24 protein-coding genes and 1 tRNA gene are annotated in these 26939 nt (G+C 61.3%); 4 read left to right on the top strand and 21 right to left on the bottom strand.

From position 1 onward, the window contains the following. Positions 1 to 4: 4 nt before the first annotated feature. Positions 5 to 319: a circadian clock KaiB family protein gene (locus ABH15_RS08235; protein ID WP_128693870.1), complete on the bottom strand. Its 315-nt coding sequence runs from the start codon at positions 317 to 319 to the stop codon at positions 5 to 7. Further along, the gene (gene kaiC / locus ABH15_RS08240) at positions 316 to 2079 is read right to left on the bottom strand and encodes a circadian clock protein KaiC (RefSeq protein WP_128693871.1); all 1764 of its coding nucleotides are present in this window, start codon (positions 2077 to 2079) and stop codon (positions 316 to 318) included. Before kaiC ends, ABH15_RS08235 begins: the two co-directional genes overlap by 4 nt. A 196-nt stretch (positions 2080 to 2275) precedes the next feature. On the opposite strand from kaiC, the gene glnA reads away from it, so the two are divergent. After that, positions 2276 to 3604 carry a type I glutamate--ammonia ligase gene (gene glnA / locus ABH15_RS08245; protein ID WP_128693872.1) on the top strand — a complete coding sequence of 443 codons (1329 nt, stop codon included), beginning with the start codon at positions 2276 to 2278 and terminating at the stop codon, positions 3602 to 3604. 30 nt (positions 3605 to 3634) lie between these two features. On the opposite strand, the gene eno is transcribed toward glnA, so the two are convergent. Then, on the bottom strand, positions 3635 to 4927 hold the full coding sequence (gene eno, locus ABH15_RS08250; protein WP_128693873.1) for a phosphopyruvate hydratase: 1293 nt from the start codon (positions 4925 to 4927) through the stop codon (positions 3635 to 3637). A gap of 269 nt (positions 4928 to 5196) precedes the next feature. On the opposite strand from eno, the gene ABH15_RS08255 reads away from it, so the two are divergent. Further along, positions 5197 to 5937, top strand: coding sequence for a TrmB family transcriptional regulator (locus ABH15_RS08255; protein ID WP_128693874.1), 741 nt, complete (start codon positions 5197 to 5199; stop codon positions 5935 to 5937). 11 nt (positions 5938 to 5948) lie between these two features. Here the strand turns inward: ABH15_RS08255 and ABH15_RS08260 are convergent, their stop codons facing one another. Together ABH15_RS08260 and ABH15_RS08265 are read right to left on the bottom strand one after the other, a co-directional pair. Then, positions 5949 to 8255: an efflux RND transporter permease subunit gene (locus ABH15_RS08260; protein ID WP_128693875.1), complete on the bottom strand. Its 2307-nt coding sequence runs from the start codon at positions 8253 to 8255 to the stop codon at positions 5949 to 5951. Beyond that, positions 8252 to 8644, bottom strand: coding sequence for a hypothetical protein (locus ABH15_RS08265; RefSeq protein ID WP_128693876.1), 393 nt, complete (start codon positions 8642 to 8644; stop codon positions 8252 to 8254). The genes ABH15_RS08260 and ABH15_RS08265 overlap by 4 nt, the downstream gene beginning before the upstream one ends. Positions 8645 to 8988: 344 nt before the next feature. Here ABH15_RS08265 and ABH15_RS08270 point away from each other — a divergent pair, with 344 nt between their 5' ends. Then, a complete protein-coding gene (locus ABH15_RS08270) occupies positions 8989 to 9402 on the top strand; it encodes a YybH family protein (protein WP_164913678.1) in 414 nt (137 codons plus the stop codon). A gap of 135 nt (positions 9403 to 9537) precedes the next feature. Here the strand turns inward: ABH15_RS08270 and ABH15_RS08275 are convergent, their stop codons facing one another. The 4 genes from ABH15_RS08275 to ABH15_RS13620 all read right to left on the bottom strand — a co-directional run bounded on the left by ABH15_RS08275 (position 9538) and on the right by ABH15_RS13620 (position 15063). After that, positions 9538 to 12633: a PAS domain S-box protein gene (locus tag ABH15_RS08275; protein WP_164913679.1), complete on the bottom strand. Its 3096-nt coding sequence runs from the start codon at positions 12631 to 12633 to the stop codon at positions 9538 to 9540. Between the two features lie 691 nt (positions 12634 to 13324). Then, positions 13325 to 13513: a hypothetical protein gene (locus tag ABH15_RS08280; RefSeq protein ID WP_128693879.1), complete on the bottom strand. Its 189-nt coding sequence runs from the start codon at positions 13511 to 13513 to the stop codon at positions 13325 to 13327. A 129-nt stretch (positions 13514 to 13642) separates the two neighbouring features. Beyond that, the gene (locus tag ABH15_RS08285) at positions 13643 to 14587 is read right to left on the bottom strand and encodes a sensor histidine kinase (protein WP_128693880.1); all 945 of its coding nucleotides are present in this window, start codon (positions 14585 to 14587) and stop codon (positions 13643 to 13645) included. 329 nt (positions 14588 to 14916) lie between these two features. Continuing rightward, positions 14917 to 15063, bottom strand: coding sequence for a hypothetical protein (locus ABH15_RS13620; RefSeq protein ID WP_164913680.1), 147 nt, complete (start codon positions 15061 to 15063; stop codon positions 14917 to 14919). Between the two features lie 154 nt (positions 15064 to 15217). Here ABH15_RS13620 and ABH15_RS08290 point away from each other — a divergent pair, with 154 nt between their 5' ends. Next, the gene (locus tag ABH15_RS08290) at positions 15218 to 16777 is read left to right on the top strand and encodes a TrkH family potassium uptake protein (RefSeq protein WP_128693881.1); all 1560 of its coding nucleotides are present in this window, start codon (positions 15218 to 15220) and stop codon (positions 16775 to 16777) included. 220 nt (positions 16778 to 16997) lie between these two features. Here the strand turns inward: ABH15_RS08290 and ABH15_RS08295 are convergent. The 12 genes from ABH15_RS08295 to ABH15_RS08350 form a co-directional block, all read right to left on the bottom strand. Continuing rightward, positions 16998 to 17108, bottom strand: a tRNA-Met gene (locus tag ABH15_RS08295). A 70-nt stretch (positions 17109 to 17178) separates the two neighbouring features. Then, positions 17179 to 18654 carry an acetyl-CoA carboxylase biotin carboxylase subunit gene (locus tag ABH15_RS08300; RefSeq protein ID WP_128693882.1) on the bottom strand — a complete coding sequence of 492 codons (1476 nt, stop codon included), beginning with the start codon at positions 18652 to 18654 and terminating at the stop codon, positions 17179 to 17181. A 40-nt stretch (positions 18655 to 18694) separates the two neighbouring features. Next, positions 18695 to 20437, bottom strand: coding sequence for a sodium-extruding oxaloacetate decarboxylase subunit alpha (oadA, locus tag ABH15_RS08305; protein WP_128693883.1), 1743 nt, complete (start codon positions 20435 to 20437; stop codon positions 18695 to 18697). A gap of 50 nt (positions 20438 to 20487) precedes the next feature. Then, positions 20488 to 21141, bottom strand: coding sequence for a hypothetical protein (locus ABH15_RS08310; protein WP_128693884.1), 654 nt, complete (start codon positions 21139 to 21141; stop codon positions 20488 to 20490). Then, positions 21123 to 21821: an ATP-binding cassette domain-containing protein gene (locus ABH15_RS08315; protein WP_128693885.1), complete on the bottom strand. Its 699-nt coding sequence runs from the start codon at positions 21819 to 21821 to the stop codon at positions 21123 to 21125. The genes ABH15_RS08310 and ABH15_RS08315 overlap by 19 nt, the downstream gene beginning before the upstream one ends. After that, positions 21815 to 22489, bottom strand: a complete 675-nt coding sequence (locus ABH15_RS08320; protein ID WP_128693886.1) for an ATP-binding cassette domain-containing protein — start codon at positions 22487 to 22489, stop codon at positions 21815 to 21817. Before ABH15_RS08320 ends, ABH15_RS08315 begins: the two co-directional genes overlap by 7 nt. Continuing rightward, on the bottom strand, positions 22486 to 22986 hold the full coding sequence (locus tag ABH15_RS08325) for a biotin transporter BioY (protein ID WP_128694333.1): 501 nt from the start codon (positions 22984 to 22986) through the stop codon (positions 22486 to 22488). The genes ABH15_RS08320 and ABH15_RS08325 overlap by 4 nt, the downstream gene beginning before the upstream one ends. 82 nt (positions 22987 to 23068) lie before the next feature. Beyond that, a complete protein-coding gene (locus ABH15_RS08330; RefSeq protein WP_128693887.1) occupies positions 23069 to 24049 on the bottom strand; it encodes a biotin--[acetyl-CoA-carboxylase] ligase in 981 nt (326 codons plus the stop codon). A 5-nt stretch (positions 24050 to 24054) separates the two neighbouring features. Continuing rightward, entirely contained in the window at positions 24055 to 24483 is a 429-nt protein-coding gene (locus tag ABH15_RS08335) for a DUF2111 domain-containing protein (protein ID WP_128693888.1), read from the bottom strand. Between the two features lie 26 nt (positions 24484 to 24509). Continuing rightward, positions 24510 to 25088 (bottom strand): hypothetical protein, encoded by a 579-nt coding sequence (locus tag ABH15_RS08340; RefSeq protein WP_128693889.1) that lies wholly within the window; start codon positions 25086 to 25088, stop codon positions 24510 to 24512. Next, positions 25085 to 26521, bottom strand: a complete 1437-nt coding sequence (locus tag ABH15_RS08345) for an RtcB family protein (RefSeq protein ID WP_128693890.1) — start codon at positions 26519 to 26521, stop codon at positions 25085 to 25087. Before ABH15_RS08345 ends, ABH15_RS08340 begins: the two co-directional genes overlap by 4 nt. 9 nt (positions 26522 to 26530) lie before the next feature. After that, on the bottom strand, positions 26531 to 26938 hold the full coding sequence (locus ABH15_RS08350) for an archease (RefSeq protein WP_128693891.1): 408 nt from the start codon (positions 26936 to 26938) through the stop codon (positions 26531 to 26533). Between the last annotated feature and the right edge of the window lies 1 nt (position 26939).

The raw sequence follows: 26939 nt of genomic DNA on the forward strand, positions 1-26939 counted from the left end.
CCAGTCAGCACCCCGGCCGGATGTCCAGACCGACGAGAACCTTCTCGGTGTTCGAGAGGTCGCCGATGATCTTGCGCAGGGGCGGAGGCAGCTTCCGGACGAGCGTGGGGACGGCAAAGATCTGATCGCCCCTGGCGAGCTGGGGCTGCTCGAGGAGATCGATCACCTCGATTGTATACCGTCCGGCGAGGTGCTCCTCGCAGAGTTTCTTTAAGTTGGCAAATGCGGTGAGTGACTTCGGGGTCTGGCCGGCGACGTAGAGCCGCAGTATCCAGACCTCCCCGTTCACCGCTCCGCAGTTCTCCTCTTCCCCGGTCATCGCTCTTCCTCCGTTCTTCTCCCGGCCAGGTGAACCCTTCGATCATCGTCCGAATCCTCCGGCATACGCAGCCTCCGGATTGCCTGCATCTCCGCATCGGCACTCCTCTGCCGGCGCCCCTCGGTCTGGATCTCCCTCCGGAGACTCTCCTCGTACGAGGCGAATTCATCCTGCAACACAGCGATCTGCCCCTCCATAATACGCTTTTTCCGCTCGAGCTCGCGCTGCCGGAGCGCGATCTCCTCTCTCCTCGCCTCGAGTTCCGCCCGATCCTTCGCCTCCTGCACGAACCGGGCGGTGCCCATGAACATCCCGGCATGACCGACGTAGGCGTCGGCAAGCTCGATGCCATTGTCCGTGATCCGGTACTCCCGGATCTGGTTGGAATGCCCCATCCCCCGGGATTTCAGGATGTAGAGTCCGCGGTTGTGCTCTCCGGCAGACTCAACGTACTGCAGCCGGATCAGCGTATCGATGAGTGAAGATACGGCAAGATCCGATGGGGCACCCTCCTCCCGCGAGTGAACCAGGTGGGTGAAGAGTGCGGTGGTCCGGTTCGTCTTCAGGTAGTCGATCAGGCGCGTGAGCATGACCTTGACATCTTTTGTGGTACCGATAGCGATGAGATCGGTTAATGGATCGATCACCACGACCTCGGGCTGCTTCTGCCGGATCTCCTTGAGCAGCATCACGAGGTGCATCTCAAGGCCGTACATCGTCGGGCGGGAGGACTGGATCTCAAGCAGATCGCTCTCGATATGGGGTGCAAGGTCGATGCCGATCGACTGCATGTTGCGCACGATCTGGTCGGGAGACTCTTCAAAGGAGAAGTAAAGGCACTTCTCCCCCCGGAGGCAGGCGGCCTGCACGAAGCTCGCCCCGAAACTGGTCTTTCCGGTGCCTGCCGTCCCCGCAACCATGATTGTGCTGCCGCGGTAGAACCCCTCCCCCTCGAACATGGCATCAAGCTCCCCGACGCCGCTCGATACGCGTTCGCGGGTGACGGTATGCGCAAGACCCGTCGAGGTGATCGGCAGCACGGAGATCCCGGCCTCGTCGATCAGGAAGGGGTACTCGTTGGTGCCGTGAACCGACCCGCGGTACTTTACCACCCGCAGGCGGCGCGTCGAGATCTGCTCGTCCACCCGGTGGTCGAGGTGGATCACGCAGTCTGAGACATACTCCTCAAGGCCGTGGCGGGTCATGGTTCCTTCGCCGCTCTCACCGGTGATAACTGCGGTGATGCCTTTATTCTTCAGCCAGAAGAAGAGCCGCCGGAGTTCGGCGCGGAGGATGGTGGTGTCCGTGAAACCGGAGAAGAGCGACTCGATGGTGTCGAGGACGATCCGCGAAGCACCGATGGAGTCGATGGCGTACCCGAGCCTGATGAAGAGCGCCTCGAGGTCGAACTCTCCCGTTTCGATAATGTCGCTTCTTGAGATCTCTACGTGGTCGATGACGAGCAGATCCTTCGCTATGAGATCGTTCAGGTCGTAGCCGAGCGACGCGACGTTCTGAATGAGGTCTTCGACCGGCTCTTCGAAGGAGACGAGGACGCCCGGTTCCCCGTACTCCAGCGCACCGTAGATCAGAAACTCCATTCCGAGCAGGGTTTTGCCCGACCCCGCCTTCCCGACGACGAGGGTTGGGCGCCCCTTCGGCAGTCCGCCCCAGGTGACCTCATCAAGGCCCTGGATCCCGGTCGGACTTTTCGGCAACTCGGTGCGGGGCGATCTCCGGGGTTCTTCTCTGTCGTGCATATGCATCAGCGGTAAAAAGGTCTATTGGATTTCACGGCTATTAAAACTCGCGTGAAGGCAGGACGCTGCAGGAGGCGAAACGCCGGAGAAGAGCCCCTGCTCCGGGCGGAGAGTTTCGGCTCTCCTGTTCAGGCAGTGCCCCCTCCTGGTGCACGATGCAAAGTGTTTAAACTCCAAAAGAGGCAACGCTTCTCCTATGTCCCCGGATACCGTTTCGACACTCCTCAAAAAAATAGAACAGGACAACGTCCGGTTCTTGCGCCTCCAGTTCACCGATCTCCTCGGGATGCCGAAGAACGTCGCAATCCCTGTCAGTCAGGCGGAGAAGGCTTTGACCGACGGTATCGGGTTCGACGGCTCCTCGATCGAGGGGTTCGCCCGGATAGAAGAGTCCGACATGCTCTTAAAGCCCGATCCGTCGACCTACACGATCCTTCCGTGGCGGTCTCAGGCGAAGGCGGTCGCCCGGTTCGTCTGCGATGTGACCGGACCCGGCGGCCAGCCGTTCGAGGGCGACCCGCGTTATATCCTCCGGAAGGTGGCGGAGGATGCGAGGAAGGACGGCTACACCTTCAACACCGGCCCGGAACTTGAGTTCTTCCTCTTCCGGATGGTCGACGGCAGGCCGACGACCGCCTTCCAGGACGTCGGGGGGTACTTCGACCTTGCCCCGACCGACCTTGCCGAGAACGTCCGCAGCGATATCGTCCTCGCCCTCGAGGCGATGGGTTTTGAGATCGAGGCCTCCCACCACGAGGTGGCCGAGAGCCAGCACGAGATCGACTTCAAGTACAGCGACGCCCTGACGACCGCCGACCGTGTCATGACCTTCAAGTTCGCGGTCAAGACGCTCGCCCTCATGAATAACCTCCACGCGAGTTTCATGGCCAAACCGATCTACGGCATCTGCGGCAGCGGCATGCACGTGAACTGCTCGCTCGCAAAAGACGGGAAGAACGCCTTCTACGACCCGGACGGCTGGCAGCAGCTCTCCGAGACCTGCATGCACTTCATCGGCGGCGTCCTTTCCCACGCAAAGGCGATCACCCGGGTGGCGAACCCGACGATCAACTCCTATAAAAGACTCGTCCCGGGTTTTGAGGCGCCGTGCTACATCACCTGGAGCACGAGCAACCGGTCGACGCAGGTCCGTATCCCCGCACCCCGCGGCAACAGCACCCGCGTTGAGTTCCGGAGCCCCGACCCGACCTGCAACCCCTACCTGACGTTCGCCGCGCTCCTTGCGGCGGGCATGGACGGCGTGCGGAACCGGATCGAGCCCCCGGCGAGCACCAATGCGAATATATTCCACATGACTCCCGCGGAGCGGCAGAGAGCGGGTATCGAGACACTGCCGGCAGACCTCGCCGAGGCGCACCAGGCGCTCCTCGCCGACGATGTCGTCTGCAGGGCGCTCGGCAGCCATGTCGTCGACGCACTCTCGTCGATTGCCGAGCTCGAATGGGATTCGTTCCGCACCGCAGTGCACCCCTGGGAACTCGACCGGTACCTGGCGACCTACTGATCCCCCATTTTTCCCGTTCTCACTCTGTCTTTATCGGACGAATCCACCCCGCCCGGCATACCGGGCTGCCTCTCCTGCCGCTTCTTCGATCCGGAGGAGCTGGTTGTACTTCGCCACCCGCTCGCCCCGTGCCGGCGCCCCGGTCTTGAGGTGGCCGGTCTGCATGGCGACGGTGAAATCGGCGATGAAGGTGTCGACGGTCTCGCCGCTCCGGTGGGAGACCATGGCACCCCAGCCGTTCTTCTGCGCGAGCCGAACAGCGGCGATCGTCTCGGTGACGGTTCCGATCTGGTTCGGCTTGATCAGGACGGCGTTCGCCGCGCCTTCCCGGATCCCCCGCTCGATACGCGCAACGTTCGTCACGAAGAGATCGTCGCCGACGAGTTCCACCCGATCCCCGAGTGTTGCGGTCAGCAGCCGCCACCCGTCCCAGTCGTCCTCGGCGAGGCCGTCCTCAATGACGATGACGGGGTAGGCGTCGGCGAGCTCGCGGTACCGGTCGACCATCTCCGCGGCGGTCAGGGTGAGCCCTTCGGTCCGGAGCTCGTAGGCGCCGCCCGTGTAGAAACTGCTCGATGCGGGGTCGAGAGCGATCCCGACCTCCCTGCCGGGGTCGTAGCCCGCCCGCTCGATCGCTTCCACGATCAGGTCGAGCGGTTCGGTGTTCGAGGAGACCGTCGGCGCAAACCCGCCTTCGTCGCCGACGCCGGTGCTGTAGCCCTTTTCCTTGAGGAGGGCTTTGAGCGCGTGGTAGATCTCGGCACCCCAGCGGAGCGCCTCGGCGAAGGTCGGGGCGCCGTAGGGTGCGATCATGTACTCCTGGAAGTCCGGCCCCTGCCAGTTCGCGTGCACGCCCCCGTTCAGGATGTTCAGCATCGGCACCGGGAGGAGCGGGCGTGCAGGGTCGCCGAGGTACTCCCAGAGCCAGCGCCCCTCAGCAGCGGCGGCAGCCCGGGCGACGGCCATCGAGACCGCAAGCGTGGTGTTGGCGCCGAGGTTCTCCTTGTTCGGTGTTCCGTCGAGCCGGATGAGCGCTTCGTCCACCGCCTGCTGCTCAAGGGCGTCGAGCCCCGCCAGGCGATCCCTGATCTCACCGTTGATCAGGCTGACGGGCCGCTGCACCCCTTTGCCGCCATACCTGCCTATGACGCCGTCCCGGAGTTCGAGTGCCTCGTGAACCCCGGTGGACGCCCCGGAAGGCGATGCAGCCCGGGCGAGCGCCCCGCAGGCGAGGGTGACTTCGGCTTCGACGGTCGGGTTGCCCCGGGAATCGAGGATCTCCCGGGCACGGATCGATTGGATGGTTGTGTCAATCTCGGTCATACGTATCATCTCCGCAGTTCTCCTGCCCGGTCGGGAGGGCGAGCGCCCTGCACCGCGGCCGGGTGCTTGAGAGACGCGGGTATCGCTTCGGGGTTATTAAGGTAACCGAACCCCGGGTGCCGGCGCCCGCAGAAGGCAGCGTTCGGCACTGAGGCGGCCGTAGTTCCCGCTGCTTCGCTGACCGGCTTATCCCGGCCGGCTCTCCCCTCTCGCAGGGCATCGGGTTCGCCGGGGTAATCCTATACCTGGTGCAACCAAATAGAGTTGCAATGACTATCGCACCCATCCCGCAGCTCCGCACTCTCGGCCTCAATGAGTACGAGGCGAAGGTCTACTCCACCCTCGTCGGGCTCCGGAAGGGCACCGCTCGGGATATCAACCGGCTGAGCGGCGTCCCCCGCGGGAGGATCTACGAGATCCTCCACGACCTCGCCCGACGGGGTTTCATCGGCATCGAGGAGGGATCCCCGAACTCCTACTACGTGCTCGACACCGACGAGGTGATCGACCGGCTCAAGGAGGATGCCATCCGCTCGCTCGAAGAGGCCCGCACCGCCTTAAAAAGCCTCGAGGTCGAGCTGCCGGTGACACGCGCTCCGTGGTTCGTCCTTCGGAGTGACTGGGCGATCGAGAACCACTTCCAGTCGGTCTTCCGGAAGGTGCAGGAGGAACTCATCGTCCTCTGCCGCGACCTTCGGTTCCTGCAGGAGCACGAACGGCTCTTCAAACAGCTCCGGCGGCGGATCCAGGTCTCTGTCGTCGTCAGCGACAAGGAACTGTTCTCCGGGGTCAACCTCCCGATCTACGAGGCCACCGGACTCCTCCGGGACTTTTTCGAGAGTGACCTCCCGGGGCCGGAGCACGTCGAGATGACCGCCGCCTTCTTCATCGATGCAAAGGAATCGTTCTTCATCGGCAGAAGCGGCGCCGAGCGGCTCGCCGTCATCGGTACTGAGCGAGCCCTGATCCGCTACCTCGCGAAGAGCATCGCCGAGCGGATACGGGAATAAAAAAAGAGGTATCAGGCCGCCGATCCCTGCTCCGCGCCCGCATCCCGCTTCGCGGCGAGGTGGTACATAAGCGAGAGCACGGCCGGCATGACGAAGATCGCGCCCACGAGCGAGAAGCCGACGGTGATCACCGTCACGACCCCGAAGTTCGAGATGATGTTGAAAGACGAGAGGATCAGCGCCGAGAAGCCGAAGACCGTGGTCATGCCCGAGACCGTGATTGCAGTGCCGATCTTCTGGACGGCAGTCTGGATCGCCGTCGAGATCTCCATCCCCCGTGCAAGTTCCTCCTCGCATCGCTCCATGATCAGGATGGTGTACTCCGAGGCGACGCCGATCGTCATCGAGCCGAGCACGGCGGTCAGGGGTGTATAATCGATCCCGAGCAGGTACATGATCGCCCCGTTCCACCCCACGATCAGGACGATCGGGATGAGGGGCGAGACTGCGTTGATCTTCCGGTAGATAAGCAGCAGAAAGCCGAGGATGAACGCAAAGCCGAGCACGGTCATCCCGGTCTTGGACTCCTTGATATCGTCCATCAGCCCTGCAAACATCTCGAGGGTGCCCGTGACCTGTCCGTGGACTCCTGCGGGAGGCTGGAACCAGCCGATATCCTTTTCGATATCCTGCACGAGCGAGCGGGAGGCATCCATTTCCATCTCCACCGTCGTAAACTGCAGCACCGCCTCCATATTCCCGTTCAGGTAGCGGTTCTTCGACTCCTCCGGGATGCGGTCGACGACCGCAGCAATCTCCTGTTTCGTCGTCGGGAGAGACCCGCCGTTATACTGCGCAATGAGAGTGGCTATGCTGGTAACGCCGGTGATCTTCTCGTCGCTTTGTTCGTACGCCCCGAAATCGTGAATCCAGCTGAGCACCTCGGGGTCGAGGACGTCGTCCGCGGCGATGACGACGGGGATGCTCGAGGTGGCGCCCATCGTGCGGGTGATCTTCTTCATATCGAGCAGCGCCGGCATCTCCGAGGGGACGAAGGTCTCCTCGTCGGCGTTGATGGGGACACGGGTGTCAAGCTGGAAGCCCACTGCCGCCACGACGCAGAAGAGCAGAATAACCGGGATAGGATGCTTTGCTACCGTGTAGGCAAGTTTGCCGAGCATCGCGTCGTAGCGTTCGATGAGTGACCCGCGAGTCCCCTCCGCGTGCGGCGGCACCGTCTCGCAGCCCTTCCAGTCGAGCTCGCAGGAGGCGACGTCGTCGAGTACGCCGGTATGGGCTTTCGGCCGGTACTGCATGATAAGGGCGAAGGTCGGCACGATGACGAGGGCCGCGAGGTAGCAGCAGACCACCCCGATGGTGCAGGTGACGCCGAAATCGGCCACCATCGGCACCGGCGCGAGGAACATGGCGATAAAGCCCATCGAGGTCGCTCCCATCGCGATGAGGATGGAAGGACCAGCGTTCGTGACCGCCGCCCTGACCGCTGCGGGAAGTGGCATCTGCTGAGCGCATTCGTCGAGCCGGGAGTGGAACTGGATGGCGTAGTCGATCCCGATCCCGATGAGCACCGGGAAGGCGGCGATCACCGTCATGCTGATGGGAATCCCGAAGAGACCCATGACCCCGAAGGTCAGGATCAGCCCTACCGCGACGACGGCTACCGACAACAGGCGGTAGCGGACGTGGGAGAAGAGCAGCATCACGGCGAGCACCATGAGGAGCATGGCACCTGCGATCAGCATTCCCATCGACGAACCCATCTCCTGCCGCATCTCCACCTGGAACGCGGGGCTGCCGGAGACCGTCACGCTGACGCCCGGCGGCGGATTGGAGATGCTGATGAGCGAATCGATCCCGGCGAGCACCTGGCCCTGAGCGGCGCTCGAGACGCCAGGTTCAAGCGTGATCGCGGTAATGGTCATCAGCTGGGACGGCATGTAGCGCATGCGCAGGTCCTCGGGCACGGTCGCTTCGATCTCCGTGATCTCCGCCCGGGACGACGGCACCGCTCCGCCGTTAGCGCCCTTCATCAGGGTCACGATGCCCGAGACGCCCGCTATGTAGCGCTCGTTTCGGATATCCTCTTCGAGAAAATCGATATAGGCGAGGACGTCGGGACTGATGACATCATCGGCCTCGAAGATGATCATGATGGCATCGGAGCCGTAGGTTTCCTTGTAGTGGTTGAGCAGGGCGCCCCGCGAGGTGGTTTTGTCGACGTAAGTGCCGTCGCCGGTCTCCATCGAGACCATCGTCATGCCGAAGAGCGCGACGATGAAGACGAAGGCGAAGATGCCCGCGACGGCAAACGGGCGCGAGGCGATGGCATCCGCGAGCAGTTCGAACGGCGATCTCATTGCTGGTTTCCCGCCCCGTATTCGCCGATGACGGCCATCGTTACGTCCCGGGCGATCGCCTCATCGCTTCGCCGGTCGGTGGGAAGGCCGTACTCGGCGGCGAACCGCCGGAGAAGGACCGGATCGTGGATGGTGTAGTCACCTCCGTAGCCGAAGATCCCCAGGTACCGCGATACGAGCAGGGCAATAGTCTTCTCATCGATCTCGTCCTCCATCATGCTGCAGTGCAGCAGATCGACGATGCACCGGTGGATCCGCGGAGGGAGGAACCCTGCCTCGGTCCAGATCCGGGATGTCGCAAAGCCCTCGCCATCATGCCGGCTGCATGGGAAAGGACACGCCTCTCCGGGGAGTGCCGGCCGGATCGCTGAAGAATGTGATAGAATCATGGCAAACACCGAAATCGTGAGGACAAGTCGACGGGATCTGCTGATATAGGTGGTGCAACTGCAGAAGGGAGCAAGCACGGGACGCTCGCATACGTCGGCCTCCGGACGCAATTTTTCATCGCTCCGGCCTTTGAGATCTGCATCCGCCCCCTTCGAGTACGCCCTGTGGCCGGTGATGAATGGGTCGACGGCACTGCGTGCGGGCTGAGCGACTCCGGACACGTCGAGATCGACTCTCCTATTGCTCTCGAGTAGGCAGTTTCATATCGTTAGAGGCATAGTGGAGCCGCAGCCCCGGGGCGAGGGGCAGCCCTAAAGAGCAGAATGGAAAGGAGATGGGTAGTATGCAACAAACTGGTTTGGTTGATGAAGCCCGAAAAGCCATCGAAGAGGCGAATACGCGATTTTCTGAAGGTTTCATGAGGGGTGACGCCTCGATAACGGCATCCGGATTTGCCGATGATGCGGTCATCTTCCCTCCCGATGCGGAGATGGTCAGGGGGAAGCGGGCTATTGAGGAGTTCTGGCGGACGGTCATGGCGTCAGGCGTGAAAGAAGCGACGTTGGCCACGGTTGAACTATCAGGGAGCGGCGAGTATCGCCATGAGATGGGCACGGGTATCCTCAAGGTAAGCACTCAGGGCGGGACGCCTGCCGAGCAGAAGATCAAATACGTGGTTGTGTGGAAGCGCACGGCCGAAGGCTGGAAGAACGTATGGGATATCTGGAATAGTTCTCCTGGCGCATCCGAGAAGTGAGGGAAAACCTTTGGATCGGTGCCGGGCAGATCTTCCTTGCACAGGAGAGCCCGGCACCGATCACAGGATCCGCCGCACGACTCAAGAGCGCACGGGAATCACATAGCAAGACTGTCTGCCGAAATATCGGCTTTTCTACGTGGTTTTCCTGAGCGTGAATTTGAACGCCGCCCCTTTCTCGGGGGTGCCCGGCACCCGGTCATCGACCCAGACCTTCCCGCCGTAGCGCTCGACGAGTATCTGCACGAGATAGAGTCCCAGCCCCTCGCCGACGCCCCGCTTCTTCATCTCGTAGAGGTGGAAGATCTCCTCCTTTTCGTCGTCCGGCACGCCCGGCCCGGTATCCTCGACCGACACCCGGACGAACCCATCGTCCTCTTCAACCGCAACAGCGATCGTGACATCAGGACCGCCGAACTTGACGGCATTGCCGATCAGGTTGTTGAAGACTACAGGGAGAAGGTCGTCTGCCTCAACCTGGTGGTCTGTTCCAGAATAGAGGAAGGTGCTGGCGGGATAGTCTTCCATCACCACTCGGACTGCTGCCTCAAGGTCTATCGGCTTGAGTTCGGTCGTTGTCCGATGAATCCGGCGAATAGTTGAGACAGTGCCCAGGATCTCGATGCTCTTCTGGATACTGCGCTGCAGTTTCTTCATGTATCCGGCGGCTTCGCCGTCGAGCGTCTCGATCAAGAGGTCGGCGTAGAGGTTCGAGACGTTCTCGGTGTTGCCGATGTCGTGGGTGAGGATGTCGAGATACAGGTTCGCCTCCCGGTTTGCGACTTCGAGGTCGTTGTGAAGCCGGGTGAGGTCTTCCGTGTGGCGTACGAGGGCGTCTTCGGCAAGCTTCTGCTCGGTGATGTCTCTCGCCACTATGACGGATCCGACGATCCTGCCGTCTTTGTCGCGGATGGGGGCGAAACTGTAACTTCCGACCCAGGTTTCGCCTGTGTCTTTGCGTTGCAGTATATACACCTCGTTCGTACCCGTCTCGCCCCGCAATGCCCTGGGTACCGCCCACATATCGAGCGGTGTGGGAGTTCCGTCGGCAAAATACACGTCGATATAATCGGGGTACTCGGCCAGCGTCCTGTAGCATTCGCTCTTGTTCCCAAACCTGTGGAATGTCGAAAAAGCATCGTTGAACTCGATGAACCGGCCCTCTGCATCCGATATAAAGACGGCATCGGTCATGCTCGCGAGAGCCGCCTCCAGCTTCGCCCGGCTCTCCCGCACTGCCTCTTCTGCCCGCTTGCGCTCACGAATATCGACGCCGATGCCGATCAGGGTATCATCCGAGAGGCCGATGTTTGCCCAGGAACTCTCGACGATACTGCCATCTTTCGCCGTTGTCTTCCAGTCCCGCCAGACCGGTTCGAGCGACCGCATGAATGCAGAGACTTCTGCCCGGTACTCCGGGTCGGGATAGGCCAGGGCCATGAAGTCGCCTTTTGCGGCATCCTCCTCGGTCCAGCCCAGGATCTCCCGGAACGCCCTGTTGAACCGGAACTCCTGGAGTTTCGGATCGAAGATGGCAACCATCGCCGGGATCGTATCGATGAGCCGCTGGAACATCTCCGCCTGGTGCCGCAGTGCCTCTTCCGCATGTTTGCGCTCGGTGATGTCCCGGAAGAATACCATTATTGAAGGAAGGTTTTCGAACGTTATTGGGGTAGCGACAACCTCGACATCCACAACCTGACCGTCGAGCTTCATAAACTTCTCTGCGATCCTGGGCACGGTTGCCCCTGTCTCCGCCACCTGGCGGATACGTTCTCTCACTAATTCATGGTTGTCCGGATGGACAAACTGGAGGATTGGCTTTCCGACGAGATCCTCCCGCTTTTCTCCACCAAAGAGCGCAACACAGGGGGCATTGACGTAGACCAGTACGCCCTGGCGGTGGACCGCGATTGGCTCAGGTGCGAGTTCTACGAGGTTCCGGTACTTCTCTTCGCTCTCCCGCAGTGCCTCTTCCGCATGTTTGCGCTCGGTAATATCCTGATCGGTGCCGAAGAACTGGATCGGGTGGCCTGCGTCGTCCAGCACGACTTCCCCCTCGGAATGGATGAACCGCACCTCTCCATCCGGGCGGATGATGCGGCAATCCACGCTCAATTTGGTTTGTTCAGCTATCGCCCGCCGGACGGCCTCTTCGACCATTTTCCGGTCATCGGGGTGGGTCGAATTCTGGAACACGCTGTTGTCTGCCTCGGGACCATACGTATCAACACCATAGATGCGGACAAGTTCGCGGGAAACGACTGTTCTGTTCGTCCGCAGGTCCCAGATCCAGTTCCCGATATGGGTCATCTTCTGGGCTTTCTCCAGCGCCGCCTGGCTCTCCCGGAGGGCATCTTCGGCCTGCTTTCTCTCGGTGATGTCCCGCATGATCACCTGGACGACGGGGGTGCCGGCAATGGAAGTCCTGACTCCTTTTCCCTCCACCCAGAAGGAGGTTCCATCCAGCCGGAGGATCTGGAACTGGGCGGCCGGCGAGGGTTCGCCCCGGAGATCCTTAGTATAGTTCTCCCGGACACGGTCGCGGAAGTCGGGATGAACGATCTCGAGGACCTTTCTCCCCAGGATCTCGTCCGGACTGGGTGCGCCGAGAAGGGTCACCCCGGTCGGATTGATGTAGAGGATTCTATCGCCGTCGTGGATGAGGACGATGTCGAGAGCGGTCTCCACCAGGGTCCGGTACTTCGCTTCGCTCTCCCGCAAGGCTTCTTCCACGTGCTTGCGCTCGGTGATGTCGGTGAAGCTCTCCAGAACCCGGACGACTTCTCCGGATCCATCTTTGATGGGCTGGGCTACAATGTCGAACCAGCGCCCACGGTACGGGACGAACTTCTCGATTCTCGTGACCTCGCCCGTCGAGAAGGCAGCCCGTGCCGCACAGACCTCGCACGGTTCGCTCAGGCCTTCGAAGAGGCGGTGACATTTCTGCCCGATGGGCTCGTATTCGGGGAAAAACTCGCGGGCTTTCTGGTTGACCCAGACGATCGTCATATCCGGTTCGACAAGGGACTGTCCGGTATCGAGCGCGGACAGGATGGCACCGACTCTCTCGTTCTCCCGGCGCAGCGCCTCCTCGTCTTTCTTATGTTCGGTATCAGCCAGCCTGAGCTCGTTATTCTCCTGCAAAAGCGCATCGATCTCTGCCTGGAGCTCGCTGATCCGCTCATCGACAGGCCGTTTTGCCTTTGCAGGGATGTCCTGTGGAACCACATCCCGTCTATCGGGTTCAGGCTTCTTCCGTGGAGTTTCTGGGGGCGCTGGCATCTGGTGTGGGGACTCCTATTAAAACGGTACCAATGACTTACCCATAGGTTGTAATAACAATAGCTCTCTTGGTCTGCTCAGGTCGACCTTCAGGTGTTAATGAAAAGTGCTTGCCTGTTGACAAGGATCCGATTTTTCTGAGCTATCTGTAACCCGATGTATGAGTGCGAAGAGCCGGATGTAAACCATCGGACGATCGGGCGAGATCCCTCGTTCGCGCTGCTCGCTTCGGAACAACTGCCCCGGTTCTTTTCGGTGTTCGGTACCCCGGACGCCCTCACTCGCCCGGCGAGGCCTCGCAGCGTGACGGCTGCTCTCTGACCGCCGTTCGCATCACCGGCTCAAGCCCGGGCATGCATCAAGGCTGTCATTTCGGTAAAGCACTCCTTACATACCCGTAATTCCGGCCAAATCCGCCGGAAAAACCACCCTCACAGAAGCCCCCAGACGGCCGATCTCGAGGCGAGGTAGGGCATCCATCCTCTGGAAATTACTGTCCCGCATATGGGGCATTATACCTCGATGAATCTGCCGTATTTCTACAATCGGGCTAATATACTTAGGATTACATTTCCGCCGGAATCCACCCTCTGATCTCGCCGTTAAAACCGGGAAATACCCAAAAAATAGCCTTCTTTCAGGACGGGGAGAGGGGTGTTTCCCTCTCACGCCAGATCGCGGCGCCGGAGGAACTCCCGGATCGCCCGGGACTCGACCCGCCCCCGGTCGAGCTGCCTGACGATATCGCGGTTCGTCTCACCTGCGCCTGGCTACTTGCGGCGGTCTCCCCGCCGGCCATGCCACGCTCGGTCTCGACCTCACCCACGAGACGCTCGCATTCCCGCCCGGCTTACAAGAGTGTCGATAGAGTGACGGTCGGCAGGATATGCCCGTGCGCGGCGTCTCTGCAGGGCGACGTACTGCCGTTCATCTGCGCGCGTACCGGCGGATCCGCTCAGGCGTGATCCGCCTTCCGGAGCGTGAATTTGAACGCCGCCCCTTTCTCGGGGGCACCCGGTACCCGATCCTCGATCCAGATCTTCCCGCCGTAGCGCTCGACGAGCGTCCGGACGATGAAGAGCCCGAGGCCTTCCCCGCGTCCCGAGGCTCTGCCTCGTTCGAACCGGGTGAAGAGTTTCCTCTTGATCTCATCCGGAATACCCGGACCGGTGTCTTCGACTGAGATCATCACCTCACGGTCATGCTTTTCGACCCGGATGGTGATCTCGACACCGGAGCCGCCGTGTTTTACGGCATTGCCGACGAGGTTCGTGAGGACGGTCGGCAGGAGGCCGTCCGCCAGCACACTGACCGGAGGATCGATATACCGGATCGTTGCATCGGGGAAGTTCCTGATCTCGTTCCTGATGACCGCATCGAGGTTCACCGGCACCAGGCGACTGGATTCCTCGGAAGCCCGCCGGATGGTGGCGACATTCATGAGTATCTCGCTGCTCCGCCCGATGCTGTCGTGGAGTTTCTCGACATAGGCCTTCAGGTCTCCGTCCGCAAGATCGACGAGGAGGTCGGCGTACATGCTCGAGACGTTGTTTGCGTTCCGGACGTCGTGGGTCATGATGTCGAGGTACATGTTCGCCTCGTTGCGTGCCGCTTCGAGTTCCTCGCTCTTCCGGATGAGGGCTTCTTCGGCCCTCCTCCGTTCGCGCACTTCGACCGTCATCGCGGTGAGGAGCTTTTGCTGGGTGCGAAAGACGAAGTACGCGGCGAATACGGCCAGCAGGGTGGTGAACGCGATGGTGGTGATATGCGTCTCCGTGATGGAGATGTTCGGGTAGAGATACGCCTTGCCGAACTGGAAGACGCTCATCAAGAGGAGCGTGATTGCGGCGACCTTGCCGAGCGCCAGAACCATGCTGCCGGACTGGAAGTCTTCGTTCATAGTCGCCCTCCGGAAAAGTGAGGCATCTCTTCACGTATCATGCGGGAGCGTCGGCGTGACAGAGTCACAGGCATTGATGTGTGCGCGGGCATAATTCGTGGGAAGATGAATACTCCCCCGTACTTTTGGTGGCTGAGGTGTGTTTCAGATGAGATCCGGTATTCGCAGATTATCTGAATCTTGCGCATTTGTCATGATAAAGCATTCTCCGGCATCTTTATGGCACATCCGTACGGCAGATTATCTCCCCGGTTACTATGTATTTCAGCAAAAACCCTGCTGGAATGAGCAGTTAGCCTTAAGATCATAAGAGCGGGGGGGCGTCCCCCTCACCCGGGCGCCGGCACGCCGTCCGCCTGGGAACTCGAGATCCTGACCGCATCATGGTTGCACGGGACGTAGTAGATCCTGCCGGAGCGGTCGCGGCACTTGAGCCGGCACGAGCAGGTCTCGTGCTCGACGGCGCGGACGGCCATCCCCTGGCCGGTTCTCCGGTGGGCTATGCTGAATTTTGGGAGGGAGCTGCTGCCCCTGCACTTATCGGAGATCGACCAACACCTTGATATCTCACACGATGGAGAGTGTCGGTGCGGAACGTCGCCTTACCGATCTCCGCACCAGGTGCCCTGTATGCACCGATCAACCCATACCCCGCCTCCTGCTCGCGCCGGCGGACGGTTTCCGGCGACGATACGCTACCGGCAGCTCGCTATCATCGCTTCCGACATAGGGCAGCTCTTCCTCTTCATAGGTCTCTTTGCCTGTCTTCCGCTCCTGGTCGGTTTCTGGTACGACGAGGCAGCCTGCCTCCTGCCGATGGCGTCCGTTCCCTTTGTGTTCATGCTCCTTGGCCTTTTCCTGGCATCCGTCCCGCAGGCGGAGGGAGAGGTGCGCATCAGCGTCGCCCTCTCTGCGGTTGCCCTGATCTGGCTCGCCGCCGCTCTCATCGGTGCTCTGCCGTTTACTCTCGGGCTCGGGATGCCGTATACCGACGCCGTCTTCGAGGCGATGTCGGGCTGGACGTCGACGGGCCTCTCGATGATAGTATCGGTCGATGCTGTTCCCCACACGCTCCTCTTCTGGCGGTCGCTGATGCAGTGGGTGGGCGGCCTTGGGATCGTCGCGTTCACAGTGGCGATGGCCGGCCGGTCCGGGCTGACGCGGTTCCGGCTCTACCGGTCCGAGGGGCGGAGCGAGACGTTCCTGCCGAGTGTCGTGGCCACCGGGATGCAGATGTGGAAGATCTACGTGGTGCTCACGCTCCTCGGCACGGGACTTGTCCTTGTCTCCGGCATCCCGCTCTGGGACGCGGTGAATATTGCCATGACAGCAATCTCGACCGGGGGCTTTTCAGTCCACTCGACAGGTATTCTCTACTATGATAGTCCGTTGCTTGAGATGCTCGTCATCCCGATCATGCTCGCTGGCGCCCTGCCGTTCAAGCTCTACTACCTCCTCGCCCACCGGCGGCGGTTCGGCATCCTCGACGACCAGCAGGCGCTCCTCCTCTTCGGCCTCACTCTTCTCGGCTGCGCCGTCGTGACGTACGATCTGGTGGCATTCTCCGGCATCCCGCCCCTGCCTGCACTGCGGCAGGGGATCTTTATGGTAGTAAGCGGGATCACCTGCACGGGGTTCCAGAACGCGAATCCGTTTGAGTGGCCGGGCGTCACGGTCATCTTCCTCGCAGCCCTGATGCTCGTCGGCGGATCGACCGGGAGCACGGCCGGCGGAATCAAGCTCGCCAGGATCATTCTTGCCGGCGAGACGCTCCGGTGGTGGTTCCGGCGGCTTTTCATCGGCTGGCGGGGACGGGTCTCGCTCCAGCACGACGGTAAACCGATCCAGGAGCACCTGGCGGAGTACGAGGTCTCGAAGAACCTGCTCATCGCAATTCTCTTCATGCTGGTGGTGATGATTGCGACACTCCTTCTCCTTCACACCTGGCCGGCTGCCGGCTATGACTCGGGCGATGTTATCTTTGAGGTCGTCTCCGCCATCTCCAATGTCGGCATCAGCACGGGATACGCCAGCCCGGCCATGAGCACGGCTGCGAAGTGGCTGTTCATCATCGTGATGTGGGCAGGACGGCTGGAGATTGTACCGGTTATCGCTCTCGTAATGATGATCGGCGCTCAGGTTCCACCTGGCAGGGAGCACGAGGATGCGACGGGGCGATGGTCTGAATGACCATCGTCGCAGCGTCTCTGTGGCTTTTTGAGCCATTTTTAAGGGTTTCTCTGGAGCGTGCCGAATATGACCCGCATCCGGACGTATCGTCTTTGATAGGCGACGCTTGGATCCTGCCGACGAGAGGCTGCCTTGAGTGGGATCAGGCGCTCTTTCGCGACCCGGACGTCAGAAGAGAGGATATCAGCGTTTGCTGAAAGATCTGAATGTGAATAAGAAATGCTGCGGGTGGGATCCGAACCCACGATTTCCAGATGTCCCAGGTCTGGACGCTCCGTTTTTTCTCAAAACCCTATGAGTCTGGCGCCCTAACCGACTAGGCCACCGCAGCACGGACGTGCAGTATAACAATGATGCTCGGACACATAAACCTTCTGATTTGAGCGGAAAAAGAAGGAGTTCTATTTTTTCGTATTCTGTATGTAGACGTTCACCGCCGCCGCAATTGCAGCGACTTCTTTCCCCTGCCGGAGCGAGGCGGCGAGCGTCTGCATCCGGGTCTCCTCTTCGAGGAGGTAGCGGCGCAGGCTCCTGATGATATGCTCTTCCTGCAGGAAATGGGTGTGCGTATCCCCGGCGACGAAGTGGCGGTTGTTCATGATGGCGTGGTGGAGCGGCAGCGTCGTCTTCACGCCGAGGATGACGTACTCGTAGATAGCCCGCCGCATCCGCTCGATCGCCTCCTTGCGGTTCGAGCCGTGGGCGCAGAGCTTCGAGATCATCGAGTCGTAGTGAGCGGGGATGGTATACCCCATATGGATGCCTGAGTCGACCCGGATACCGGGACCGCCCGGAGACCGGTAGCGGAGGATCTTCCCGGGGTCGGCGGTGAAGTTATTCAGCGGATCCTCGGCGTTGATCCGGCACTCGATCGCGTGCCCGCGGATACTGATATCCTCCTGGGCAAAGGCGAGCGGTTCGCCCGTCGCGATCGCGATCTGCTGCTTGACGAGGTCGATTCCGGTGATGAACTCGGTGATGGTATGCTCCACCTGCAGCCGGGTGTTCATCTCCATGAAGTAGTACTCCCCGTTCGAGTAGAGGAACTCGACCGTGCCTGCGTTCGTATACCCGGCGGTCTTCGCCACCGTCACGGCCGATGCGGCCATCTTCTCGCGGAGCTCCGGCGTCATGATCGGGCAGGGCGCCTCTTCGACGAGTTTCTGGTGCCGCCGCTGGATGGAGCATTCCCTGTCGTAGAGGTGCACCGTCTCGCCGTCCTTATCGGCGAGCACCTGGAACTCGATATGGCGGGGCTTCGTGAGGTACTTCTCGATCAGGATGGTCGCATCGCCGAAGGCCGACTCTGCAATCCGCATGCCCTTGTTGATAGCCTCCTCGAGTCCCGCCTCGTCCTCGACGATCTGCATCCCGATACCGCCGCCGCCGGCGCTCGCCTTGGCGATCACGGGGTAGCCGATCTCGGCGGCGATCCTCTTTGCCTCTTCGATACCGGAGACGCCCCCTTCGGTGCCCGGCAGCACAGGGACGCCTGCTTCGCGCATCATCTGCTTGCTGCCGATCTTCGAGCCCATCGCCTGAATCGTCCGTGAAGACGGCCCGATGAATATGATGTCCTGCTTCTCGCAGAGCTCGGCAAACCTGCAGTTCTCAGCAAGGAATCCGTAGCCGGGATGGATTGCTTCCGCACCCGATTTCCCTGCGATATCGCAGATCCGCTCCATGTTCAGGTAACTCTGCGAGGGGTGGGCGTCGCCGACACAGAACGCTTCATCCGCATACTTGACGTGAAGCGCATTTTTATCCGGCTTTGAGTAGATCGCCACCGTCTCGATGCCGAGCTCACGGCATGCCCGCATCACCCGGATGGCTATCTCGCCGCGGTTTGCGATCAGAATCTTATCGAAGTATGTCATCCCGGAAGTCTCTCCTCTGTGAGTACTGCGAGATACATTGCTACTCCACGATCATCAGTACATCGCCGCTATGGACGACATCGCCGGCATCGACGAAGATATCGGTCACCTTGCCGTCACGCGGGCTGTGGATCGGGTTCTCCATCTTCATCGCCTCGAGGATGATGAGGGTATCTCCCTTCTTCACCGTTGCGCCGCGCTGCACCGGGACTTTCAGCACCATGCCCTGCATATTGCTCTTCACGCCGCCGGCGACGTTGCCGCGTGGGATCTGCTCCTTGGCCACGGTGGCGGGCAGGGTCTCGACTGCGCTCCCCTCGACCGAGATGATCCGCACCGCGAAGATCTCGCCGTCGACCTCCACCTCCATGGAGGCGGGGAAATCGGCCGCACCCGACGGTTCGGGCTGGGGCTTTGGAATCACCTCGGGTTTTCGCTCTCCTTTCAGGAACGACGGGGCGATGCTCGGGTAGAGGATGTAGGTCAGCACATCCTCCTCTTTCCGGATGAGCCCTGCCTCCTCTGCCTGCTGCTTCATCTTCTCGTATATCGGCTCGAGGAGATCGGCGGGCCTGACGGTGACGACCGTCTCGTCACCGATGATATGGCGTCGGATCTCCTCGCTGATAGGCGCCGGCGGCATACCGTAGAGGCCGCGGACGTAGTCCCGCACCTCCGTGGTGACGTTCTTGTAGCGTTCGCCGAGGAGAACGTTGATGACCGCCTGGGTGCCGACGATCTGGCTTGTCGGGGTGACGAGCGGGGGATAGCCGAGGTCCTCTCGCACCCGGGGAACCTCCGCCAGCAACTCCTCGTGGCGGTCGAGAGCGTCCTGCTCCTTGAGCTGGGAGATGAGGTTTGAGATCATGCCGCCCGGCAGCTGGTAGATGAGCACGTCCGAGTCGACCCGCTCTGAGATAGGGTCGATGAGAGCGCCGTACTTCTCCCGGAGATCGACGCAGAGATTGCGCACCTTCCGGAGAGCGACGAGGTCGATCCCGGTATCCCGGGGTGTTCCTGCGAGGGACGCGACCACGCTCTCGGTCGGCGGCTGCGAGGTGCCGAGGGCGAAGGGCGACATCGCCGTATCGAGGATATCGACGCCGGCCTCGATAGCCGCCTGGTAGCTGAGCGAAGCAAGACCGCTCGTCGAGTGCGAGTGGAGGCAGACTTTGATATCCATCTCGGCCTTGATCCCGGTGATGAGATCGCGTGCCGCCGACGGCGTGATCAGCCCGGCCATATCCTTGATGCAGATAGAGTCGCAGTCAAGGGCGTAGAGGTCGCGTGCCAGCCGGATGAACGACTCGGTGCTGTGCACGGGACTTGTCGTATAGGAGATTGCCCCCTGGAGGTGGGAGCCGTTGTTCTTAACCTCCTCCATCGCCTTCTTCATATTCCGGATGTCGTTCAAGGCATCGAAGACCCGGAAGATATCGACGCCGTTCCCTGCCGCTGCCGAGACGAACCGCTCGACGACATCGTCGGGATAGTGCCGGTAGCCGACGAGGTTCTGCCCGCGGAGGAGCATCTGGATCGGTGTGTTGGGGAGTACTGCTTTGAGCTCACGCAGGCGGTCCCAGGGGTCTTCGTTCAGAAACCTGATGCTGCTGTCAAAGGTCGCCCCGCCCCATGCTTCGACGGAGAAAAAACCTACGGTATCCATCGCACGCGCAAGAGGAAGCATATCCTCCGTCCGCAGTCTTGTCGCAATGAGAGACTGGTGCGCATCCCGGAGCGTAGTATCGGTTATGAGTATCGTATTCGGATTGGCAGCATACATCGAAAGTACACCTCGGGGCTCGGGAATGTGGAATAAAGCCTCTCAAAACTTCACTGTACAACTATAAAAACATCACGAACGGGAATGAATGCAAAAATTGCGATGAATACGGCGAAAATTGCCGCAGTCGCGTCGCGAAGGCCGGGCTCGAATCTCGGGTGGATATGCCCCCCGTTCCGGTATCCCCTGACGGTGAGCAGTTTCGCCGTCTCCTCCGTGCGCCGAAGCTGGTTGATGATGATATTCGAGGCCAGAGGGACGATCGTCCCGATCGACGGCCGCATTCCCTTGATCGTCATCGCCCTTCCGACCTCGCGTATGTCGTGCTCGATGATATGGAGGCTCTGTAAGCCCATCTCCGCGACGAGGCCGATATCGAACCCGAGCCGGTCGCCGAGGAGCCAGACCGAGACGTCGAGGAGTTCGCCGTCCTGCCGCTCGGCGTATGCCCAGGCGGCGATGAGGAGGATCGCCGTCATCCGGATCAGGTAGGAGAGCCCGTCCCCGCCTGAGAGAGCGGAGAGAGCAGCGGAGGCCGCGATCATCACGATCACCCCCGCAAACATCTTCGGGTGCGGGAGTGCCGAGAACCGTGGCGTGAAGAGAGCCCACCAGAGGAGTGCCGCCGCCGCCCCGGCCACGCTTGCGAATGCGGCGATGGAGAGCATTACGGTAGCGAGGATTCTCAGCCGCGGATCCCGCATAGCGCCTCCCTAACATCGGTGAGCGTGATATTCGCCGGTCTTACGCCGAGCGTGAGGGCGTAACGGAGGTACGGCGGCGCCGATTGCCAGAGCGGGATGGCGCCGGGAACCTCTCCGCGGGAGACGAGCCTTCCACCCGCCATCTCGGAGATCGTCCGCACCCGGGGGAGCACCGAACGTTCGTGCGAGAAGATGACGGTGATGCCGCTTCGCCGCTCCTCGATCGCCCGGCATGCGCGCACCTTTGCGGCACAGTCGAGCGAGCTGAACGGCTCGTCGAGGAGGAGCAGGTCGGGATTCTTTGCAAACGCACACGCAAGATTCAGCCTCTTGAGCTCGCCCCGGCTGAGTCTCAGGGGGTCGTCGTCATCCCTCCCCGAAAGCCTTGCCCTGGAGAGGATCTCGGCGGGGTCGAGCCCCCACGAACGAACCTCCGCGGCGACTGTGCCGCAGGTGACGTGGTACTCCGGGAACTGAAGGGAGAGCAGGGACGAGGCCACCCCCTCCCGGTGCAGGCCGCCCCGTTCGGGTTTCTCAAGACCCGCAAGGATGAGAGCCAGCGTCGACTTCCCGCTCCCGACCGGGCCGCTCACGAGGTGCACCCCTTCCGTAAACGAGGCGTTTGCCCGGAGCGTGAACGAGCCGCGGCGGAGTTCGAGGTCGTCCGCACGGATCAGCATCCCCGCACCCTCCAGACCGCCGGATAAAAGCAGGTTTCTTTGAGGTGTTCGAAGACCTCCTCCGCCGTTCCGGCATGGCGGATGCACCCCTCTTCAATGTAGAGCAGGAGATCCGCCTCTGCTGCCGTATCCATATTCTGGGTGCAGGCGATCACCGATACCCCCGGCCGGCTTTTGATCGCATCGGCGACCCGGCGGCCTGCCTCCTCGTCGAGATGCGAGTCCACCTCGTCGAGAATGAGGACTTCGGGGTCGTGAACCAGTGCTGCAGCAAACGCGACGAGCGCTTTCTCCCCGCCGGAGAGTTCGTCGGTCGCTTTTGGAAGGAGCCCCTCAATGCCGAGCAGGGCTGCGGTCTCGTGCACCCGTGTGTCGGACTCCCGGCAGGAGACGTGGCGGAACCGGAGCGACGAGGCTATCTCGTCATAAACCCGGGAGAAGAGCATCGTCCTGTCCGGAAACTCGCCGACCCAGCCGATCCGCACCTCGGACGGCTTTCTCCCAAAGAGCGTAACCTCGCCCTTGTTGGGCTCCTCCATTCCCGCGCAGAGCCCGAGGAACGTCGTCTTTCCGGCACCGTTCGGCCCGATAACGGCGATCTGCCGGGCATTGGCGGCGAGCGAAGGGATGGTGAGGCGGCGGTGCCGCACCCCGGTACAGCGGATCATGCGACCCGTTTCCCGATGGAGTATGCTGCGGCGAGTTTGATTATATCGCCGAGCAGGAACGGCACCATTCCGAGCAGCACCGCCGAGAAGAGCGGGAGCGATGCGGAGTACGAGAGCCAGGAGACCCCGAAGAGGTATACGGTGCCGGTCGCGGCAACAAGCCCTGCTATACGGAGACACTCGCTTTTCCGCTCGTAGGCGAGACCTGCGACCACTGCGGCGGAGATGAACCCTATGAGAAACCCGCCGGTCGGCCCGAGCAGCACGCCGAGCCCGGCCGTCCCGTTGTGGAACACCGGAAGGCCGAGGGCGCCGAGGAGCACGAAGAGCGTGACCGGGATGACGGCATACCGGCGCATCGTGATGCCCGCAAGCATGACAAAGAGCGTCTGGAGCGTCAGCGGCACCGGGAAAAAAGGGATAGAAATCCAGCTTCCCGCGGCAATAAGGGCAATGAACGTCCCGCTGTAGGCGAGGATCTCGGCACGCTGTTTCATCGTCAACCTCTCTACAATTCGCTGGTTGACGATATGAATATTGCTCAGGATCCTGCTGATTGCGATAAAAAATGAGTATGCGTTAGAGCTGGTAGCAGTCGCCGGCGATAACGCGTTCGATCCTGCCGTTATCCTTCCTGATGATGAGTGCGCCGTGGTCGTCGATATCGATCGCCTCGCCGTCGAAGGTCTTGCGCATCGTCTTGATCTGCACCCGGTGATCGAGGGTGAGCGAGAGGCTCTTCCACTCGCGGATAATCGTCTCGTACTCCTCGCTCTCGAGCAGCAGGTAGCGCTGCTCGAACTCTTTGAGCACCCGGGCAAGGAGCGCCACCCGGTCGACGTCCCCGCCGGTCTCGGCCTTGAGCGAGGTGACGGTCTCTTTCAGGGATGGGGAGAGTTCGTCGAGCAGAATGTTGGCGTCGATCCCGATCCCGAGGAGGCAGTAGTGGATGGTATCGGCCTCGGCGGAGAGCTCGAGGAGCAGGCCTGCAACCTTCTTATCGCCGATGAAGATGTCGTTCGGCCACTTGATCAGCGCACCGATGTCGTACTCCTTCCTGATGGCGCGGGCGACCGCGATGGATCCGGCCATGGTGATCATGAAGAGCCGTTCGAGCGGGAGATTCGGTTTTAGTACGATGGTGCACCAGATGCCTCCGGCAGGAGAGGCCCATGACCTCCCGAGCCGTCCGACGCCGCCGGTCTGCTCCTCGGCGAGGATCACCATGCCGTGCAGATCCTCGGGGTTGCCCTCGTCGGCAAGTTTCTTTCCGACCCAGGTCGTCGACGCAGTACGGTCGAAGTACCGCATCTGCTTTCCGATGAACTTCGTCCGGAGCCGCTTATGCACCTCGTGGGGAAGCAGCATGGATGTCGAACCCGTCAGCTGGTATCCTGCCGTCTGGGATGAGGTGATGTTGTAACCCATCTTCCGGAGTTCCCTGATCTGTTTCCATATCGCCGAACGCGTAATGCCCAGACGTTCGGCGATGATTTCCCCTGACAGAGGGCCGTCCGCTTCTTCGAGAATTCTCAGTACATTGAGTGCCGTATCCTTCATTTCAACTACCTTTTCGCTGCGGTTGACTCTGTCGGGAGTGGACACGGATCTGCTCCGCAGACCTGTTTCCTGATCGTGGTATACTGCTCCATGAGATCGGCGATGTCGAAGACCCCCGTGACGTCGACGATGCCGATAACCGCAATTGCATCTCCGCTTCCGTCACGCACCGGTGCGACGGTGACGGGAACGCCCCGGTACGGGCCTGTCGGCGGTATCACCTTTCTGATGGCATTATTGCGGAGGACATCCTCCAGAATTGGCCCTGAATAGTGTTCGTCGATGATCTCGCCGTCCTCGATACGGATGCCCGGATGATCCCGTGATCGCGCCGTAACCGGCAGGCGACCGAGCAGTTCATGGATACACTGCATAACCGGCACGAGATCGCGTGCAGTTGACACAGCAGAGATAACATACTGATCCACGGCCATTCCCCATATTTCCCATAAATTTTAACCTAAAATAAGGTTTCCCTATCTCCGCAGGAAAACGCTGCCAGAAACGTCCGTGACGGGTATTCGTGGATACTCGTAACAATGACCGTTCCGGCTCCGATATCCTTTTTAAGGACGATCGGCCTGCCGGCCGCGTCGGATGCGATCGCCTCGGCATCGCTCCCGGCAAACGATCCGTCGCACTCGATGGCGCACGGATCGTATCCTTCGATGATGGAGGCGTACGGGTCTTCAGGCGCGAACGAGATCGAGCAGGGGGCGTAGGTGTGGCTGTACCGGACGGTGAACGGCAGCCAGTCGTAGGCGTCCTGCCGGCCGTCCCCTGCGCCGAAGACTAAAAGCCGTCCGCCGTTCTCGACGAACCGGCGGATCCGGCCCTGCGAGGCGCGGAGCGCCGGCATCAGGTTCGAGTATGCGGCGTTCGCAAACCCGGTCGGGATGATGAGCGAGACGAATCTGCCCCGGTAGAAGGGTGAAGCGAGCATATGTGGAGTGATGTACTCGCAGCAGGTGCCGCAGTCCTCGATCAACCTCCCGAACATGAGGGGTGTGTCCCATATCAGGCCGGCTTTGCAGATCACCCCTTGATCACTCCTTGCGGTTCGAGTCTTGCGACGAGCGTCGAGAGACCCACCCTGTCGACCACCCTGACGACCTCGTTGCTCGGTTTGTAGGCGCCGGGCGCCTCTTCGGCGAGCACCGAGTCGGAGTGGGCGCGGACGAGTATCCCTTCCTTTGCGAGCTGCTCCCGGAGGGCTTTCCCCGTGATATCCTTCTTCGCCTGCGTTCGCGAAAGAACTCTGCCCGCCCCGTGACAGGTGCTCCCGAACGACCGCTCCATGGCGGTCGCGGTGCCGCGCAGCAGGTACGAACTCGTTCCCATGCTGCCGGGGATGATGACCGGCTGGCCGATCTCCTCGTATACCGGTGGAATGTCGGATGCGCCCGGCCCGAAAGCACGGGTGGCTCCCTTCCGGTGGACACAGAGTTCCCGCTCCCTGCCGTCGACCGTATGGCGTTCGTACTTGGCGACGTTGTGTGCGACGTCGTAGACGAGCGGCAGGTCTTCATCTGCAATCCCGAAGGTCTTTGCGACGACGTTCCTGACCTCGTGGGTGATCATCTGGCGGTTCGCCCAGGCGTAGTTGGCGGCGCAGGCCATCGCACCAAAGTAGGAGCGCCCTTCGGGAGACTCCACGGGAGCGCACGCAAGCTGGCGGTCAGGGAGGCTTATCCCGTACTTCTTCGTCGCCTTCTCGAGGATCTGGAGGTGATCCGTGCAGACCTGGTGGCCGAGGCCGCGTGAACCGCAGTGGATCATGAAACAGATCTGCCCCTCCGTGATTCCCATCGCCGCCGCCGCCGGAGCGTCGAGGATCTCCTCCGCGATCTGGATCTCGAGGAAGTGGTTGCCCGCCCCGAGCGTGCCGGCCTGCGGGAGTCCCCGCTGCCGTGCTTTTGCACTGACGGCATCCGGGTCGGCGTGCTCCATCCTGCCCTGCTCCTCGCAATGTACGAGGTCGGACGGAAGCCCGAATCCGTGCTCGACGCACCAGCCCACGCCGTCCGTCATCATCCCGGTCAGGTCCTTGTTCGAGAGGGTACGTGCGCTGCGGGCGCCGACGCCCGTCGGCACGGCTTTGAAGATCTCCTCGATAAGCTCCCGTTTCGTCCCGGCGAGGTCGTCACCGGTCAGGGGCGACGCGATGAGCCGGACGCCGCAGTTGATATCGAACCCGACCCCTCCGGGCGAGATGACGCCTTCGGTCATGTCGAAGGCGGCGACCCCGCCGATGGGAAACCCGTATCCCCAGTGGATATCCGGCATTGCAAGCGAATTTCCGACAATGCCCGGCATCGTGGCAACATTGGCGAGCTGCTGAACCGCTCCCGCCTCCAGTGTCTGGCCGAGGTCCTCCGAGAGGAAGAACCGGCCCGGTACCCGCATGCCCGGGACAAAACCGATCGGAACTTCCCACTCAAACAGACCTGCTCTCTTCACGCCCTCAATCATACCTATCCCTCATACATCGAAGAGTACGTCCACTCCATAGGTCTCATCGTCTTTAACAATTCGCAGCCCCGAATAGGAGATTCCTTTGATGATCGTCCCACCGGCGTGTTTCGCCGGGTCGAACGGCTCTCCGTGCATCACTGCCGAGAGGCTGCCTTCGCCGACGTCGAGCTCGAACCTGCAGAGGACGACATTCTCGACGTCGGCGATGAAGAGCAGTTCGGAGAGAAAATCGTGGAGCAGGGATTCCGGATCTCCTGCTTCAACCGTGAGCCTCTGCACGATACCGGCGTCCCGGCAGGGTCCGTACATGACGGAGAAGAGGGCACGTGCTGCATCTGCAAAGAGTTCGTTTATGCTCGCGGCCCGCACGCGCACGAGGACGTCCGCGGTATGCTCAAGTTCCTCGAAGGTCATT

Origin of the sequence: Methanoculleus taiwanensis (genome assembly GCF_004102725.1) — an archaeon.
Taxonomy (GTDB): domain Archaea; phylum Halobacteriota; class Methanomicrobia; order Methanomicrobiales; family Methanoculleaceae; genus Methanoculleus_A; species Methanoculleus_A taiwanensis.